This window comes from Xanthobacter sp. YC-JY1 (genome assembly GCF_021730305.1).
Classification (GTDB): Bacteria; Pseudomonadota; Alphaproteobacteria; order Rhizobiales; family Xanthobacteraceae; genus Xanthobacter; species Xanthobacter flavus.
On record NZ_CP032674.1, the window covers coordinates 5,355,292 to 5,372,178 of the forward strand.

Genomic DNA, 16,887 nt, shown 5'->3' on the forward strand with positions numbered 1-16,887 from the left:
ACAGCGAGATGTGCGTGCCGGCCTTCCCCTCCAGGCACGATATGGCGCGCCTGAGCCGGCGCGCCGCGCTCGGCCTTGGTGCCGCCGCGGCCGGAACGGGCCTCATCGGCCTCGATCTCGCCCTCGGCGCCCGGTCTCGCCCGGCGGGCGCCCTCATCGACGGCATCGTCTGGCAGGTCCATGGCGGCGCGCTCGATCCCCGGGGCGACTGGGACTTCATCGGCGCCCGGAGCCTGCTGGTGCAGTGGCTGGTGGCTGACGGCACCGCCTTTGTGCCGCTGCCCAAGCTCGGCCTCAAGCTCATCCCCGATGCGCCCAACTGGAAGCGCATCGCGCGCGAGCCCTGGGCCAGCCAGATCATCGCCGGGCTCGCTGGCGACTTCTCCGAGCCGAGGGCACGCGCCAATGTGGTGGAGCTGGGCGCCCTGTCGGCCAAGGTGGCGCAGCAGAAGATGCCGTTCCGTCCGGCCGGCTTTTATTTCCCGGTAGAAGCCGACCCCACCTGGAAGGACGTCGCGCGGATGCGCGAGGCGCTCGCGCCCATCCCGCGGCCGCTCTGGGTGAGCTGCTACGACAATTCCAACGTGGGCCCGGAGGCCCTCGCCGACTGGATCGAGCTTTGGCTGCCCCGGGACGTGGGGCTGTTCTTCCAGGACGGCTGCGGCGTCTATACCCGGGCGCCGGGGGCGGCCCGGCGCTATGCGGAGGTGATCTCCCAGCGCCTCGGCGCCCGCCGCTTCAAGATCATCGCCGAGGCCTTCCGGCCGGCCGGCGGCGGCTCATTCCGCGCCGCCACCGCCGCCGAGCTGCTGCCGCAGCTCAAGGCCTATGAGGGGTTCGAGGTGTTCGTCTTCGACGGCCCGCATTATGTGGACCGCCTCATCGTGCAGCAGCTGATGGCGGGCTAGGGCCGCCGCCCCTAGCGCGAGCGATCACTGCGGAAAGTGCTCGACATGGGTCTCCGCCGTCCGCCCGAAATAGACGACCTGGCGGCCGGCAAACGACACGATGTATCCCGCGCAGCCGGCCGCCTTCGCCTTCTGGCTGAAGGCCGCATAGCTGTAATCGGCCGGGTTCGCCTGAGCCCACCGCACCAGCCGCTCGATTTCGGTCGCGTCGAAGGCGGCGGCGACGCCGGCCGGGGAGGGCGCGATGTCCATGGCCACGCTGTCGCCGTCCGGCAGGTAGCAGGTCTGGCTGTTGCGGCGATAATCCACCGTATAGCCCTCGAAACCGGCGTGGATCAGCGTGCCGACGATTTCCGGGAAGCTGAGGCTGCCGTCATGGGCGGCAGCGAGGCACGCTTGGGCAACAGAAATCCGTTCCGCGTCCATGGCGGTTTCCCTTCGTTGAGATGTGAAGCGAGGCCGGAGGTCAGTCGACCGGAGCAGCCCTGAGCCCGCGCCGTTCGGCGAGAACCGTCAGGAGATGGTCGAGCTGGCGATGCTCGGCCGGCGTCAGCACGCCGAAGAATGCGGCGTCGTTTTCGTCGGCAAGCGCAGCGAGGACCGGCACTTTGGCTTTTCCCTCCGCCGACAAGGAGAGGCTGTGCGCGCGCTTGTCGCTTGGACTGTCGGTTCGCTCGATCAGGCCTTTCTCCAGCAGCCTGTCGGCAAGCTTGCTGATCGCCCCCCTGGTCATGCCCATGCTGCCCGCCAGAACCGAGGGCGGCATGGGTGCCGTATTGTAAAGCGCCCGCATGAACACCCATTCCGCCACGGTGACACCTTCGGCCTCGACCTTGCGGGCGAAGGCCTGCGACACGGCATTGGACACCATGCGCATCCGGAAGCCGGTGTGGTCGGTGAGTTCGGACACGGACGTCATCCGGTGCGCCTCCTCTGTTGACTAGGAAACTATCGCGATAAAGTTTCCTAGTCAACTTCGCTTCCATGCACCGAACTTGCGCGCGGCGGGAGCGGTCCGGAAAGAGGACGAGCGCCGCCCCGGCAGCGGCGCCTCTGCGTGTCCCGCTCGGCCCCTGCCGGGGGCCGATGGCATCAGTGCCGGAAGTGGCGCACGCCGGTGAAGACCATGGCGAGGCCGGCCTCGTCGGCGGCGGCGATCACCTCGGCGTCGCGCATGGAGCCGCCCGGCTGGATCACCGCCGTGGCGCCCGCCTCCACCGCCGCCAGCAGGCCGTCGGCGAAGGGGAAGAAGGCGTCCGAGGCGACCACAGAGCCCTTGGTGAGCGGCACCGCAAGGCCCGCCGCCTCGGCCGCGTCGAGCGCCTTGCGGGCGGCGATGCGGGCGCTGTCCACCCGGCTCATCTGCCCGGCGCCGATGCCCACGGTGGCGAGGTCCTTCGCATAGATGATGGTGTTCGACTTCACGTGCTTCGCGACGCGGAAGGCGAAGCGGAGGTCGGTCAGCTCCTGCTCGGTGGGGGCGCGCTTGGTGACGACCTTCAGGTCGAGATCGTCGGCGCTGGCATTGTCGCGGCCCTGCACGAGCAGGCCACCGGCGACGGTCTTCACGGTCAGGCCGGGCGCGCGCGGGTCGGGCAGGCCGCCGGTGAGCAGCAGGCGCAGGTTCTTCTTGGCGGCCACAACGGCAATGGCTTCCTCGGTGGCGTCGGGGGCGACGATCACCTCGGTGAAGATTTCCACCATGGCGCGGGCGGCCTCGGCATCCAGCGTCCGGTTCACGGCGATGATGCCGCCGAAGGCCGAGACGGGATCGCAGGCCAGCGCCTTGCGGTAGGCGGCGGCGAGATCCGCGCCCTCGGCCACGCCGCAGGGATTGGCATGCTTGACGATCACCACCGCCGCGGTGCGGGCGGGGTGGAACTCGGCCACCGCCTCGAAGGCGGCGTCGGTGTCGTTGATGTTGTTGTAGGAGAGCTGCTTGCCCTGCACCTGACGGGCGGTGGCGACGCCGGGACGGATCTCGTCCGAGGTGTAGAAGGCGGCCGACTGGTGCGGGTTCTCGCCGTAGCGCAGCGCCTCGATGAGCTTGCCGCCGAAGGCACGGAAGGCGGGGGCCTCTTCCTTCAGCTCGCGGGCGAACCAGTTGGAGATGGCCGCGTCATAGGCGGCGGTCCGGGCATAGGCCTTCTGTGCCAGCTTGCGGCGCAAGGCGAGGGTGGTGCCGCCGTGCTCGGCGATCTCGGCGAGCACGGCCTCATAGTCCACCGCCTCCACCACCACCGCCACGTCGTTGTGGTTCTTGGCCGCGCCGCGGATCATCGAGGGGCCGCCGATATCGATGTTCTCGATAGTCTCCTCGAAGTCCGCCTTGCGGGCGACGGTCGCCTCGAACGGATAGAGGTTCACCACTACGAGATCGATGGGGGCGATGGCATGCTCGGCGAGCGAGGCCTGATGGCCGGCATCGGCGCGAATGGCAAGGATGCCGCCGTGGACCTTGGGGTGGAGCGTCTTTACCCGCCCGTCCATCATCTCCGGGAAGCCGGTGAGTTCGCTCACGTCCTTCACCGGCAGGCCGGCGTCGGCGATGGCCTTGGCGGTGCCGCCGGTGGAGACCAGCTCCACGCCGTGGGCGACGAGCTTGGTCGCGAACGGCACCAGCCCCGTCTTGTCGGACACCGAGAGGAGGGCGCGGGTCACGGGACGGATGTCGGCGGTCATCGATTGGCTCCGGGAAAAGATTGCCGCTCGCCTAGCAGGAAAGCCGCCCGCTCGCCAGCCGCGCGGCCCGTTGTGCGCGCATGGCCGGTATCGGCGGGGGGCATGAGCGGGGAGAAGGCGTCTCGGACCCGCTTTTCCTGTCGATGCGCGGCTCCGGCGCGCTGACAGGCGCGGCCCCGCCCGATACCGTGCGGCCATGCGCCCGACCGCCACCAAGACCGCCGCTGAAGAGACGCCTCCCGAGGAGACGTCCGCGCCCGCTCCCGCCAGTTCTGCGCCCGCCAAGCCCGCGCCCGCGAAGGCGGACGAGACGCGGGTGACGCCCATGATGGCGCAATACATGGAGATCAAGGCGGCGAACCCGGACAGCCTCCTGTTCTACCGCATGGGGGACTTCTACGAGCTGTTCTTCGCCGATGCGGAGCAGGCCTCGCAGGCGCTGGGCATCGTGCTCACCAAGCGCGGGAAGCACCTCGGCGAGGACATCCCCATGTGCGGGGTACCCATCGACCGGGCCGAGGAATATCTGCACAAGCTCATCGCCCTCGGCTTCCGCGTCGCCGTGTGCGAGCAGCTGGAAGACCCGGCCGAGGCGAAGAAGCGCGGTGGCAAGTCGGTGGTGCGGCGCGACGTCACCCGCCTCGTCACCCCCGGCACCATCACCGAGGACTCGCTGCTCGACGCCCGGCGCGAGAACGTGCTGGCGGCGCTCGCCCGGGTGCGGGCCGGCTCCGGGGCGGACGATTTCGCCTATGCGATCGCCTTCACCGACATGTCCACGGGTGCCTTCCGGGTGGCCGGCACGACGCGCGCCGCGCTTTCGGGCGATCTCGCGCGGGTGGACCCGGCGGAGCTGCTGGTCTCCGACGCGCTCCTGGACGATGCCGAGCTGCGCGCGATGCTGCGCGACCTGCCGGCGGTGACGCCGCTGCCGCGCCAGTCCTTCGACGGGGCGGGGGCGGAGAAAAGGCTGGCGGATTTCTACGGCGTCGCCGCCCTCGACGCCTTCGGCGCCTTCGCCCGCGCCGAGCTGATCGCGGCGGCCGCCGTGGTCGCTTATGTGGACCGCACCCAGCTTGGCGCCAAGCCGCTGCTCGCCCGCCCGGTGCGGGAGGCGGAGGGCGGCATCATGGCCATCGATGCCGGCACCCGCGCCAATCTGGAGCTGGTGCGCACCACCTCCGGCGACCGGCGCGGCTCGCTGCTGGCGGCGGTGGACCGCACGGTGACGGCGGCCGGCGCGCGGCTGCTCGCCCGGCGCATCGCCGAGCCCCTGACCGACCTTGCCGCCATCCGCGCCCGTCACGACGCGGTCGGGCATCTGTGCGAGGACGGCGCCCTGCGGCGCGCCTTGCGGGAGGCGCTCGCCCGCGCCCCCGACATGGCCCGCGCCGTCACCCGCCTCGCCCTGCAGCGCGGCGGCCCGCGCGATCTCGCGGCGGTGCGCGACGGCCTCGACGGGGCGCTGGCCATTGCCAGCCTGATCGGCCCGGATGCGCCCGATGATCTGTCCCGTGCCGCCCGCTCCCTCTCCCGCGCGCCCCATGCGGTGGCGCTCGATCTCGCTTCGGCTTTGGCGGAGAACCTGCCGGTCCACCGCCGCGACGGCGGCTTCGTGCGCGAGGGCTGCGATCCGGAACTCGATGCCACCCGCGCCTTGCGCGACGAGAGCCGCCGCGTCGTCGTCGCGCTGGAGCGGCGCTATGTGGAGGAGACGGGCGTCCGCTCCCTGAAGATCCGGCACAATGCGGTGCTCGGTTATTATGTGGAAGTGACGCAGCAGAATGCGGACCGCCTGCGCGAGCCGCCGCACGATGCGATCTTCGTCCACCGCCAGACCATGGCGGGGGCCATGCGCTTCTCGTCGGTGGAGCTGGGCGACCTGGAAAGCCGCATCGCCAGCGCGGGTGAACGGGCGCTGGCGCTGGAGCAGGCCATCTTCGAGCGCCTGTCCGCCGCGGTCGTGGCCGAGACCGACGCCATCCGTGCCGCCGCCGATGCCCTCGCCGAGCTGGACGTCGCCTCGGGCCTCGCGGAGCTCGCAGCCACCGAGGCCCATGTGCGCCCGCACATGGAAGAGGGCGTCGCCTTCGCCATCGTCGGCGGCCGCCATCCGGTGGTGGAGGAGGCGCTCGCCCGGGACGGCGGCCCGTTCGTGCCCAACGATTGCGACCTCTCCCCGCCGGAGGGGGACAGGGACGGCCGCATCGTCCTCGTCACCGGCCCGAACATGGCGGGTAAATCGACATTCCTGCGGCAGAACGCGCTGATCGCGGTGCTGGCGCAGGCGGGCGCCTTCGTGCCGGCCCGTTCGGCGCGCATCGGCGTGGTGGACCGGCTGTTCTCCCGCGTCGGCGCGGCGGACGATCTGGCGCGCGGGCGCTCCACCTTCATGGTGGAGATGGTGGAGACGGCGGCCATCCTGAACCAGGCGACGCCGCGCTCCCTCGTCATCCTCGATGAGATCGGCCGCGGCACGGCGACCTTCGACGGCATGTCCATCGCCTGGGCGAGCCTTGAGCATCTGCACGAGGTGAACCGCTGCCGCGCTTTGTTCGCCACCCATTTCCACGAGCTGACCGCGCTCTCCCAGCGCTGCCGGCGCCTCTCCAACGCCACCGTGAAGGTGACGGAATGGCATGGCGACGTGATCTTCCTGCACGAGGTGGTGCCGGGCGCGGCGGATCGCTCCTACGGCATCCAGGTGGCGAAGCTCGCCGGCCTGCCGGAGGCCGTGATCGCGCGGGCCAAGGCCGTGCTGGCCGAGCTGGAAGCGGCGGAGCGCGCCTCGCCGGCGCAGAAGCTGATCGATGATTTGCCGCTGTTCGCCGTCCGCCCGAAGCCGTCCGAGAAGACTGCGCAGGCCGATCCCGCCGCCGAGGCGGTGATCGGCGCGCTCGATGATCTCGATCCGGATGCGCTGAGCCCGCGCGAGGCGCTGGATGCGCTCTATCGGCTGAAGGGGCTGCGGCGCGATAGCTGAGGATGGCTGGCGGGACGGGAGGGCGCGCCCTCCCTGCCGTCAGTTGCTGCTGCCGTCCGACTGCGCCGGGGCCTGCGGGCGCTGGAGCAGTTCGCCCCAGGCGGAGAAGGCATCGTTGAACGCCTGTTCGCCGGCCTGACCCTTCTCGAAGGCGATCACGGCCTTCTTGTTGTTGGTGTAGGTCAGGAGCACGTCGAGCCACGGATAGGCCTGCAGCAGGGCGACGTTGCGCTGGCGGTCGGCGGCCTTTTCCGAAAGGCCCACCAGGAACAGGGTCGGGTTCACGCGCACGGCGAGGCCGGCGAGCGGCGTGCCGAGGGCCTGCTGGTTCGGCTTCGCCCGCACCGCATCCACGTTGGCGACGCCGCCGAAGGGGAAGTCTTCCGGCAGCTTGAAGCCGATCTCGATGGTGTGGGACGCCGGCAGCGTCTGGTCGGTGTTGCGCCGGAGCACGAAGCTCATGGCGATCTTACGCTCGGGAATGACGAGGTCGCCGCGCAGGCCGATGTCGGGCGGGAGGCCCGGCCCCGCGTTCACGGTTTCCGTGCGCCAGGTGATCGTGCCCTCGAAGGTCTGCGGCTGGGCGCTACCGGGGGATTCCTCGATCAGCACGGCGCGGGCGCTGCCCGAGGCGGCACCGGTGCGCTGGGCCGGCGCGCGGCGCGCGGCATCGCCGGACGTCTTGGTCATCCGGTCGGCGGACTTCGCCTGATCGGACGGGTTGGCGCTGGAGGCGGCGGGGGCCGCGGTGTTCTGCTCGCTTTCGCTGCTGCCGAAGAGGCGGTCGCGGTTCACCACCGCGAAGGCGATGCCGCCCAGCACCACCAGCGCGAGAAGCGCGAACAGCACGAATTTCTTCCAGGAGGCGCCGCCTTCCGCCGCGCCGCGCCGGCCGCCATTGGCAGCCGCGCCGCGGCTTCTCACCTCGCCCCGCCGCAGCGGGGGGCGGCGGTCGCCCTCGGTCTCGTCCTCGCTGCGCTGGCGCGGCGGCAGACGGCGGTCGGGCCGTGCCGGGGGCTCGGCGGACGCGCGGCTTTCGGCTTCGGCGGGGGACTCGGGCTCCTCGGCCGGGGCGGCTACGGCGGCCTGCGACTTGGGCGGTTCGAACCGGGCCGGGGGCGGCGGGGGAGCTGCCTCCTCCGCCTCGTCCTCGAACACCTCGTCCTCGTCTTCGGGCGGGGGCTCGGGCGTATTGTCCTGCTGGGCGTACTCCGCCTCCACGCGGCGGATCGCCTCCTCGAGGCCCATCCGCTCACGGGTGATCTCGCCTTCCGGCAGCGGCGGGTCCACCCCCCGCAGCTGACGCATCAGGGCGGTGCGGGCACGATCATAGACGGCGCGCCGGCTCTCCCCGGTCTTCTGGGGCAGGCTGGAGATCGCGCGGACCAGGAGGGGATAGTAGTCAGCCATCGGAGCGGTGATGTTCCCCTTGAGCCGTCAGATCGGCATTATGCCTGAAACGGGTTGTGAACAAGGATCGTGTCGTCGCGCTCCGGGCTGGTCGACAGCACCGACACCGGACAACCGATCAGCTCTTCCACGCGCCGCACGTACTTCACGGCCTCGGCCGGCAGGTCGGCCCACGAGCGGGCGCCGGCAGTGGAGTCCTGCCAGCCTTCCATGGTCTCGTAGATGGGCTCGGCCCGGGCCTGCGCCCCGCTTTCCGCCGGCAGATAGTCGATTTCCTTACCGTCAACCTTGTAGCCGACGCAGACTTTCAACTCGTTAAAGCCGTCGAGCACGTCGAGCTTGGTGAGGGCGATGCCGTGGATGCCGCAGGTGCGCACGGTCTGGCGCACCAGCACCGCATCGAACCAGCCGCAGCGGCGGGCGCGTCCGGTGACGACGCCGAATTCGTGGCCCTTGGTGCCCAGCGTCTTGCCCACTTCGTCGAGAAGCTCGGTGGGGAAGGGGCCTTCGCCCACGCGGGTGGTGTAGGCCTTGGTGATGCCCAGCACGTAGTCGAGCGCACCCGGCCCGATGCCGGTGCCGCTCGCCGCCGATCCCGCCACCGTGTTGGACGAGGTGACGTAGGGATACGTGCCGTGGTCGATGTCGAGCAGCGCGCCCTGTGCGCCCTCGAACAGGATCTTCTTGCCGTCGCGGCGCGCCTTGTCCAGCAGCTCCCACACCCGGTCCATGAAGGGCAGGACCCGGGGGGCCAGCGCCATCAGCTCGGCGACCAGCGCCGCACCGTCCACCTCGGCCATGCCGAGGCCGCGGCGGATGAGGTTGTGGTGGGTGAGGAGGCGATCCACCTTGGCCGGCAGGGTCGCCGGGTCGGTCAGGTCCACGAGGCGGATGGCGCGACGGCCAACCTTGTCCTCATAGGCCGGGCCGATGCCGCGCTTGGTGGTGCCGATGCGCGCGCCTTCCGCCGTGGCGCTTTCGCGCAGGGCGTCCAGCTCGCGGTGCAGCGGCAGGATCAGCGGCACGGTCTCCGCGATGCGGAGCCGGTCGGGACCGATCTCGATGCCCTGGGCGGCGAGACGCGCCAGTTCGTCCACCAGCGCCTGCGGGTCGAGCACGACACCGTTGCCGATCACCGACAGCTTGCCGGGACGCACCACGCCGGACGGCAGGAGGGACAGTTTATAGGTGACGCCGCCGACGACCAGCGTATGGCCGGCATTATGGCCCCCCTGGAAGCGGACGACGACGTCCGCCTGCTCGGAGAGCCAATCGACGATCTTGCCCTTGCCTTCGTCGCCCCACTGAGAGCCGACCACGACCACATTGGCCACGCGGTGGTGCCTCCTGAACCCGGCGCGGGTGGTTCTGACCTTCGACCGCGCGCACAAAGGAAAGCCCCGGCTCAGGTCCGGGGCGTTACCAAAGCGTCTTACGGGATCGGGGCTTGAGAGGCAAGGTTTGCGCGGCGGGGCCGGCCGCCGGGCGACGTTCCGTCAACGGTATCGGCGGGAGATGCCGGAGGGGCCGCCCTTTGGGGGCGTTGGCGGGCGGCCCCGGTTCGTGCTCTACCTTCCCCGATGAAGACTCCCCGCAGCGCTCCCGCCTCCTCCCGCCGCCCCGGCGGCAGCCCCAAGCCCGTTGCCGCCACCCCCGGATTGTCCGCGCGCGCCGTCGCGGTCGACGCTCTGGAAGCCGTGCTGCGGCAGGGCGCCGCGCTGGAAGAGGCGCTGGACGGCCCGGCGCTTGAGCCGCGCGACCGGGCGCTCGCCTATCGCATCGTCGCCACCGCCTTGCGGCGGCTCGGGACGCTCCGCACCGTGCTCGGCAAGCTGATGGAGCGCGGCTTTCCGAAATCCGCGCCGCGGCTGGAATCGGTCCTGCTGGCCGGAGCGACGCAGATCCTGTTCATGGACGTGCCCAGCCATGCGGCGGTCGGTCTCAGCGTGGATCTCGCCCGCGCCGACCGTTCCACCGTGGGCTTCGCCGGCCTCGTCAATGCGGTGCTGCGCCGGGTGGCACGGGAGGGCGAGGCGCTGATGGCCGGCGTCGATCCCGATTTCGCCGACACGCCCGACTGGCTGCGCCAGCGCTGGATCAAGGCCTATGGCGCCGAAACCGCGCGCGCCATGGCCACCATGCACCGGGTGGAGCCGCCCCTCGACATCACCGTGAAGACGGACCCCGAAGGCTGGGCAGGCAAGCTCTCGGGCGAGGTTCTGCCCACCGGCACGGTGCGCATCCTCCAGGCCGGGCCGGTGCGGGCGCTGCCCGGTTTCGCGGAAGGCGAATGGTGGGTACAGGACGCCGCCGCCGGCCTTCCCGCCCGGCTGCTCGGCAAAGTGGACGGGCTGAAGGTGGCGGACCTGTGCGCCGCCCCCGGCGGCAAGACGGCGCAACTGGTTGCCGCCGGGGCGCAGGTCACGGCGGTGGATCGCTCCGGCGCGCGCCTCACCCGGCTGCGGGACAATCTGGCGCGGCTCGGCCTCGCCGCGACCGTGGTGGAAGGCGACGCCGCGACCTTCGCCGGCGGTCCGTTCGATGCGGTGCTGCTCGACGCCCCCTGCTCGGCCACCGGCACCCTGCGTCGGCATCCGGACATCGCGGTGTCCAAGCGGCCGTCCGACATCCCGACCCTCGCCACGCTGCAGGCGCGGCTGCTCGACCACGCCATCGACCTGGTGAAGCCCGGCGGCCTCGTCGTCTATTCCACCTGTTCGCTGGAGCCGGAGGAGGGTGAGGCGCAGGTGGAGCGGCTTCTGGCCGCCCGAAAGGACGTGGAACGGGAGCCGCTTCGCGCCGGAGAGGTGGACGGCCTCGATTTGTTCATAACTCCTCAAGGGGATGTGCGCACTCTTCCAAGTCACTGGATGCGGGGGGAGGCGGAGCGGTCGGGACTCGACGGCTTCTTCGCCGCCCGGCTGCGGCGCAAGGGAAGCCCCGGAGGCTGACCCGCGCCCCGGCCTCCCGCAAGGGCTAGAGGCTGGTGAAGACAGGCGCATGGGTATCTGGAATGGATCGGCGGGCCCGCTGCAGGCCGTGGCCAGAAATCTGGTCGGCACGCTGGCCGGAAAGGGCCACGCCCACACGCCGGGAGGCGCCGTGAGCCGAGGCGGGCTGCGAGAGCGCACGCAACTTGCGACCCTCCTGGTGGAGCTTTGGTCGCAGACGGTGCTCGCGCGCATCGGCGGTCGCGCCGTGCCGCTCGGCTATGTGCCTGTACCGGTCCCCGAACGCCTTCTCATCGCGCCCCAGGATCTGAGGACCGGCGACGCCACCGTCGCCAGCGAAATCTATTCCGGCCGCTTCGCCTTCGCCGGCAAGGTGATGGCGCTCGACGGCCGCACCGTCTTCGAGCTGGTGCCGCCCTCCGTGGAATGGGCGGAGGCGCTGCACGGCTTCGGCTGGCTGCGGCACCTCAAGGCCGCCAACACCACCATCGCCCGGGCCAATGCCCGCGCCCTCGTCGGCGACTTCATCCGCGATCCCGGCAAGGCCAAGGCGGTGGCGGCGCGCCCGGACGTGGCGGCGCGGCGCATCATCTCCTGGCTCACCCAGGCGACCTTCCTGCTGCAGGACGCCGACCACGATTTCTACCGCCGCTTCATGCGCTCGCTGGCGAAGCAGGTGCGCCAGCTGCGCCGCATGGCGAGCGATGCGCCGGACGGCTATCCCCGCCTCATCGCGGTGGTGGCGCTGGTGTTCGCCGGGCTGTGCATGTCGGATCAGCCGCGCCTGCTGAAGGCGGCGCAGAAGCGTCTCGCCGAGGAGCTGGATCGGCAGATCCTGCCCGACGGCGGCCCGCTGACCCGCAATCCCGGCATGCTCATCGAGCTGCTGCTGGACCTTCTGCCGCTGCGCCAGGCCTTCACCGCCCGCAACCAGCAGGCCCCGGCTGCGCTGATGAATGCGGTGGACCGCATGATGCCCATGCTGCGCTTCTTCCGGCATGGCGACGGCGCCTTCGCGCATTTCCACGGCATGGGCCACACGGCGGCGGACCAGCTCGCCACCATCCTCGCCTTCGACGATGCGCGCGGCGCGCCGGTGGCGAACGCCCCCTATTCCGGCTACCAGCGGCTCGACGCCCGCTCGCTGATGCTGATCGCCGACACCGGCCCGCCGCCGCCCGCCGTGGCGAGCTGGGAGGCGCATGCGAGCTGCCTCGCCTTTGAATTCTCCTCGGCCCGCCAGCGCATTGTTATCAATTGCGGCGTGCCGGAAGTGCATCGCGAGATGTGGCGGCAGGTGGCCCGCTCCACGGCGGCGCATTCCACGGCGGTGATCGCCGACACCTCCTCCTGCCGCTTCCTGCAGGGCGGCTCCATGACGCGCATCTTCGGCGCGCCCATCGTCGCCGGCCCCAAGCATGTGGAGGTGCAGCGCGGCACGCGGAACAACGCGCTGCTGCTGCGCGCCAGCCATGACGGCTATGCCGAGGCCTTCAACCTCCTGCACCAGCGCTCCTGGCGGCTGGCGCTGGAGGGCAACCGGCTCGACGGCGAGGACATCTTCAAGCCGGTGGAAGAAAGCGGCGCGCTGCCGGCGGAGACCTTCGCCATCCGCTTCCACCTGCACCCGTCTGTGACGGTGGAGCGGCTGGGCGATCCCCATACCGCCTTGCTCAGCCTGCCCAACGGCGAGGCCTGGGCGTTTGCCGCCCCGCATCTGCCCCTCGTGGTGGAAGAGAGCGTTGACCTTGCCGCCAGCGGCGGGCCACGCCGCACCTCGCAGCTGGTGCTCACGGGCGAGGTCGCGCGCACGCCGCGTGTCATCTGGACCTTCGTGCGCACCCGGGAAGCCCAGAGCGTACCGCCGGTGCGGCCGGGCCGGGGCTGAGGCCCCGACCGATCCCTCCCAGCATCATCCCCACGGCCCGCGGCGCGGCTGCGCCGGGGCCGGGCCGGGGGCGGTGAAGCCGCCGCCGCCCATCCGCTGGGATAGGTCGCGCAGGGCCGCGATGCGGTTCTCCACCGCCGGATGGGTGGAGAAGAGATTGTCCATCCGCGCCCCGCAGAGGGGATTGATGATGAACATGTGGGCAGTCGCGGGGTTCGCTTCTGCCTCATAGTTCGGCACCTGATGCGCCTCGCCGGAGATCTTTGCCAGCGCCGAGGCGAGCGCCATGGGCCGCCCCAGTATCTCAGCACCGCCCCGGTCGGCCTCGTATTCGCGGGAGCGGGAGATGGCCATCTGCACCAGCATGGCGGCGAGCGGCGCCAGGAAGACCATCAGGATGGTGCCGATGAAGCCGAAGGGATTGTTGTTGTCCCGATTGCCGCCGCCGAACAGCAGGCCGAAATTCGCCAGCATGGAGATGGCGCCGGCGATGGTCGCCGTGATCGTCATGGTGAGGGTATCGTAGTGCTTGATGTGCGCCAGCTCGTGCGCCATCACGCCCGCCACTTCCTCGGGGGTCAGCGTCTGCAACAGGCCGGTGGTGGCGGCGACCGCGGCGTTCTGCGGATTGCGCCCGGTGGCGAAGGCGTTGGGCTGGGGGTTGTCCATGATGAACACCCGCGGCATGGGCAGATCCGCCCGCCGCGCCAGCTCCCGCACCATGCCGACGAATTCGGGCGCGGTGCGCTCATCCACCTCCCGCGCGCCATACATGCGCAGGACCATCTTGTCCGCATTCCAGTAGCTGAACAGGTTCATGCCTGCCGCCACGACGAATGCGATCATCATTCCGCCGCGTCCGCCGATGGCAAAGCCCACGGCCATGAACAGGGCGGTCATGCCGGCGAGCAAGATCGCCGTCTTCAGGTGATTCATCCATCCCTCCCGGTGCCGCGCACAGGACGCGGACCTTGGACTAGAGGATGGGAAGGCATGGCGCCCCGTTCAAGGGCGGGCATGCCGCAACGGCAGATCGGCGCTGTGCGCCCCGCCGTTCAGATGTCGCGCATGAGGCGGTCGGCGGCCACGCACTTCCAGCGGCCGATCTGCCACTGGGGGTGACTCTCGCTCCACTGCGCGATGGCCTGCTGGGAGGACATCATGCAGGTCATGGGCGCGCTCGCTTCCATGGAGAAGCTGAGCTTCTCCTCCCGGCAGGTGGCCGGAGCACTGATGAGGCAGGCATAAAGAACAATGAACATGACCAGGGTTCCTGAGATCGGCGCTGCGTGCCACTCCCCTGCTTCCGTCCCTCTGCGACAAACCTTCGCTCGCCTTTTACGAAGTACTGACCTGGCAGGCTGCCTTCTCCCGGGCAATCTGTGCAAAAATTAAGAAGCAAGTCAGGTGCCAACAGGAATGTTTGGCAAGCTTGTCCGGAAAGATTGGTATTAAACAACCGCAATACTTCCGGCCGACTTTTGCCGATCACGCCCGTCCCGCGTCCGGCCTCTGCCGCCCCCCAAGGGCAGGTCACGGTCCTTTCCGGGCGCCGCCCGCCGAGCCTTCCACACGCGTTTTGCCGGCCAATTTTTCACGCTGCGCCGCGGCATGGATTCGCGGCCGCGCCGGCTTGCAGGCGAGCCTCCGCGCGGCTAGGCTCCGCGCGCTATCTGGTGAACCGGTTCGGCATTCCGCGCCGAGCGCTGACAACAAGGGTAGGCGGCATAGGACCGCCGTCCGGAACTGTCTTCGGGGGCGGTCATCCCTAGTCGATCTACGAGGGAGGACAGAAGGTGGCTAAGATTAGCAAGGTTCTGGTTGGTGAGGCGCTCGTCGGTGACGGCAACGAGGTGGCCCACATCGACCTCATCATCGGCCCGCGCGGCAGCGCGGCCGAGACGGCGTTCGTCACCAGCCTGACGAACAACAAGGATGGCTTCACGTCCCTCCTCGCGGTGCTCGCGCCGAACCTGCCCTGCAAGCCCAACACCGTGATGTTCAACAAGGTGACCATCAAGGACGCCCGGCAGGCCGTGCAGATGTTCGGCCCCGCCCAGTACGGCGTCGCCAAGGCGGTGCAGGACTCGGTCGCGGAAGGCGTGATCCCGGTCGAGGAAGCCGACGACCTCTTCATCTGCGTGGGTGTGTTCATCCACTGGGAAGCGGCCGACGACGCCAAGATCCAGCAGTACAACTACGAGGCGACCAAGCTCTCGATCGCGCGCGCCGTGGCCGGTACCCCCACCGCCAAGGAAGCGACCGACAAGCGCAACGAAGCCAAGCACCCCTTCGCGGCCTAGAGCGGAAACCACCCTGGACAGAGCGGCAACCCTCCGCCCATGCCGAAGGGTCTGCTCCAGCGGTTGGCCGCAATCTTTCTGCGATAGAGGCCAAAAGAACGACGACCGGCGGGTTCCCCGCCGGTCGTTTTCGTTTGAGGGGTCTGCGGCGGGTTTCCCGCCAGTCGTTTTCGTTTCAGGGGCGCTTGCCGGGGGGCGCGCGTCAGGGCGTCCGGCGCAGGAAGAGGCCGAAGGCGCGCGGGCCGTCGCCCACTTCGAGGGTCGAGACCACCTTCAGGGTCTGCGTGTCGATCACGCTCATGGAATTGTCGAACCAGTTCACCACATAGACCGCGCGCCCATCCTCCGAGGCGGCGATGCCCTCGGGATATTCGCCCACGGAAATGGTGGCGCGGGGCGCGAGGGTCGTGGTGTCGAACACGCTCACCGTCCCCGCATACTGGTTGGTGACGAAGGCGAGCGGGCCGGTCAGCGCCACCGCATAGGGCCTGTTGCCCACCTTCACCGTGCCGACCACCTTGCGCGCGGCGACATCAATGACGCTCACGTCGTCCGAGCCCACATTGGCGGTGTAGGCCGTGCGCCCGTCCTCGGAGAGCGTGATGCCGAACGGGCGGGTGCCCACCTTGACGACGGCGACCCGCTCCAGCGTCGCCGCATCGATGATGGAGACCTGATCGTCGTCCCGATCGGCGCTGAGCACGAGGGCGCTGTCGGGCGTCACCGCTACGCCGGAGGGGGAGGCGCCGGTGTGGGCGATGCGCAGATCGTCGGGCCTGTCGGGATCCACCACGACGAGGCGCGACGCATACCAGTCCGCCACATAGACGGGCTTGCCGGAGGGCGCGACCGCGACGCCCAGCGGGCCGCCGCCGACGGGGATGCGCTTCTCGACCTGCCGCGTGGCCGTGTCGATCACCGACAGGGCCTTGCCCTCGGGGCTGGTGACGAAGGCGCGGCTACCGTCCCGGCTCACGGCGATGCCGGCCGGCTCGCCGGGCACGGGAATGCGCGCGACGAGCTTGGGCGGGGCGGCGGCGCCGTTGAGCGCTACCACCGCCACCTCATTGCCGGGCTGGTTCGTGATGAAGGCCTCCGCCGCGCCCGAAGGCCGGGACGCGACGAGGAGCGCGGCCGCCGTGGCGAAGCCCGCCGCGACCGCCGCGCGCCGCAGCCGGGCCATCAGGAGCCCTTTTCGACCTTGGCCTTCAGGGCGTCGAGCCCGCCGCGATAGACCGCGGTCACGGCGGCGACGGCGGCCTCGTCGCTCAGTTCCGGCGGCGGATCGTTGTTGGGATAGCCGCGATAGAAGGCGCCGCGCCACTCCACCTTGGTATGGGTCGCGTCGACGGGAATGACTGCGATGGTGGAGGAATAGTTGGTCACCGGCAGCACTTTCACGTCCACCGCATTGATGCGGTAGGCATAGCTCTTCTGCTCCGGCTCGTACTTCACCAGCACCTCTTCGATGGTGCCGCCGCCCTTGAGGGTGAGCAGGCGCGTGGCATCCACGGCGTTGCCGCCCTTGCCTTCCTGCTTGTCGACGGCGGGATGCCAGCTCATGTCCTGGAAATTGGAGATCACGGCCCAGACCTTGTCGGCCGGCGCGTTGATCTCGACGCTCTCCGTCACCTTCTTGCGGGTGGGGCCGTGCGCGTCAGCGGCGAGCGGGATCATCGCGACCGCAAGCGCCGCCGCGGCGGCAATCATCTGCCTCATGGAAACGTTCCTCCAACACTGTTTGGTCAATGGTGAACGGGCC

Annotated in this window: 14 protein-coding genes; 5 read left to right on the forward strand and 9 right to left on the reverse strand. The window is 70.1% G+C overall.

Annotated elements, in window-relative coordinates; translation table 11 throughout:
• Positions 1–41 precede the first annotated feature (41 nt).
• The gene (locus D7006_RS25105; RefSeq protein WP_237355034.1) at positions 42–908 is read left to right on the forward strand and encodes a hypothetical protein; all 867 of its coding nucleotides are present in this window, start codon (positions 42–44) and stop codon (positions 906–908) included.
• A gap of 24 nt (positions 909–932) precedes the next feature.
• Here D7006_RS25105 and D7006_RS25110 read toward each other — a convergent pair whose 3' ends face one another.
• The 3 genes from D7006_RS25110 to purH form a co-directional block, all read right to left on the reverse strand.
• Positions 933–1,334 carry a DUF1398 domain-containing protein gene (locus D7006_RS25110; protein ID WP_229645862.1) on the reverse strand — a complete coding sequence of 134 codons (402 nt, stop codon included), beginning with the start codon at positions 1,332–1,334 and terminating at the stop codon, positions 933–935.
• A 40-nt stretch (positions 1,335–1,374) separates the two neighbouring features.
• The gene (locus D7006_RS25115; RefSeq protein ID WP_237355036.1) at positions 1,375–1,827 is read right to left on the reverse strand and encodes a MarR family winged helix-turn-helix transcriptional regulator; all 453 of its coding nucleotides are present in this window, start codon (positions 1,825–1,827) and stop codon (positions 1,375–1,377) included.
• Between the two features lie 173 nt (positions 1,828–2,000).
• Complete coding sequence (purH, locus tag D7006_RS25120) at positions 2,001–3,590, reverse strand: bifunctional phosphoribosylaminoimidazolecarboxamide formyltransferase/IMP cyclohydrolase (RefSeq protein WP_237355038.1); 1,590 nt, start codon at positions 3,588–3,590, stop codon at positions 2,001–2,003.
• Positions 3,591–3,786: 196 nt separating this feature from the next.
• Between purH and mutS the strand changes: the two genes are divergently transcribed.
• Positions 3,787–6,573, forward strand: a complete 2,787-nt coding sequence (gene mutS / locus D7006_RS25125; RefSeq protein WP_237355040.1) for a DNA mismatch repair protein MutS — start codon at positions 3,787–3,789, stop codon at positions 6,571–6,573.
• Positions 6,574–6,612: 39 nt separating this feature from the next.
• Here the strand turns inward: mutS and D7006_RS25130 are convergent, their stop codons facing one another.
• Together D7006_RS25130 and D7006_RS25135 are read right to left on the reverse strand one after the other, a co-directional pair.
• Positions 6,613–7,983 carry a hypothetical protein gene (locus D7006_RS25130; protein ID WP_237355042.1) on the reverse strand — a complete coding sequence of 457 codons (1,371 nt, stop codon included), beginning with the start codon at positions 7,981–7,983 and terminating at the stop codon, positions 6,613–6,615.
• A gap of 38 nt (positions 7,984–8,021) precedes the next feature.
• The gene (locus D7006_RS25135) at positions 8,022–9,317 is read right to left on the reverse strand and encodes an adenylosuccinate synthase (RefSeq protein ID WP_237355044.1); all 1,296 of its coding nucleotides are present in this window, start codon (positions 9,315–9,317) and stop codon (positions 8,022–8,024) included.
• A 246-nt stretch (positions 9,318–9,563) separates the two neighbouring features.
• On the opposite strand from D7006_RS25135, the gene D7006_RS25140 reads away from it, so the two are divergent.
• Positions 9,564–10,934: an RsmB/NOP family class I SAM-dependent RNA methyltransferase gene (locus D7006_RS25140; RefSeq protein WP_237355046.1), complete on the forward strand. Its 1,371-nt coding sequence runs from the start codon at positions 9,564–9,566 to the stop codon at positions 10,932–10,934.
• 49 nt (positions 10,935–10,983) lie between these two features.
• Positions 10,984–12,822 carry a heparinase II/III family protein gene (locus D7006_RS25145; protein WP_237355048.1) on the forward strand — a complete coding sequence of 613 codons (1,839 nt, stop codon included), beginning with the start codon at positions 10,984–10,986 and terminating at the stop codon, positions 12,820–12,822.
• A gap of 24 nt (positions 12,823–12,846) precedes the next feature.
• On the opposite strand, the gene htpX is transcribed toward D7006_RS25145, so the two are convergent.
• Positions 12,847–13,758 (reverse strand): zinc metalloprotease HtpX, encoded by a 912-nt coding sequence (gene htpX / locus D7006_RS25150; protein WP_237355049.1) that lies wholly within the window; start codon positions 13,756–13,758, stop codon positions 12,847–12,849.
• Positions 13,759–13,877: 119 nt separating this feature from the next.
• Positions 13,878–14,084 (reverse strand): hypothetical protein, encoded by a 207-nt coding sequence (locus D7006_RS25155; protein ID WP_024276641.1) that lies wholly within the window; start codon positions 14,082–14,084, stop codon positions 13,878–13,880.
• A 534-nt stretch (positions 14,085–14,618) separates the two neighbouring features.
• Between D7006_RS25155 and fae the strand changes: the two genes are divergently transcribed.
• A complete protein-coding gene (fae, locus tag D7006_RS25160) occupies positions 14,619–15,125 on the forward strand; it encodes a formaldehyde-activating enzyme (protein ID WP_169123362.1) in 507 nt (168 codons plus the stop codon).
• Between the two features lie 202 nt (positions 15,126–15,327).
• Here fae and D7006_RS25165 read toward each other — a convergent pair whose 3' ends face one another.
• Both D7006_RS25165 and D7006_RS25170 read right to left on the reverse strand, forming a co-directional pair.
• Positions 15,328–16,308, reverse strand: a complete 981-nt coding sequence (locus tag D7006_RS25165) for a cytochrome D1 domain-containing protein (RefSeq protein WP_237355050.1) — start codon at positions 16,306–16,308, stop codon at positions 15,328–15,330.
• Positions 16,308–16,844, reverse strand: a complete 537-nt coding sequence (locus tag D7006_RS25170; RefSeq protein ID WP_169123360.1) for an SRPBCC family protein — start codon at positions 16,842–16,844, stop codon at positions 16,308–16,310. Before D7006_RS25170 ends, D7006_RS25165 begins: the two co-directional genes overlap by 1 nt.
• Positions 16,845–16,887 lie beyond the last annotated feature (43 nt).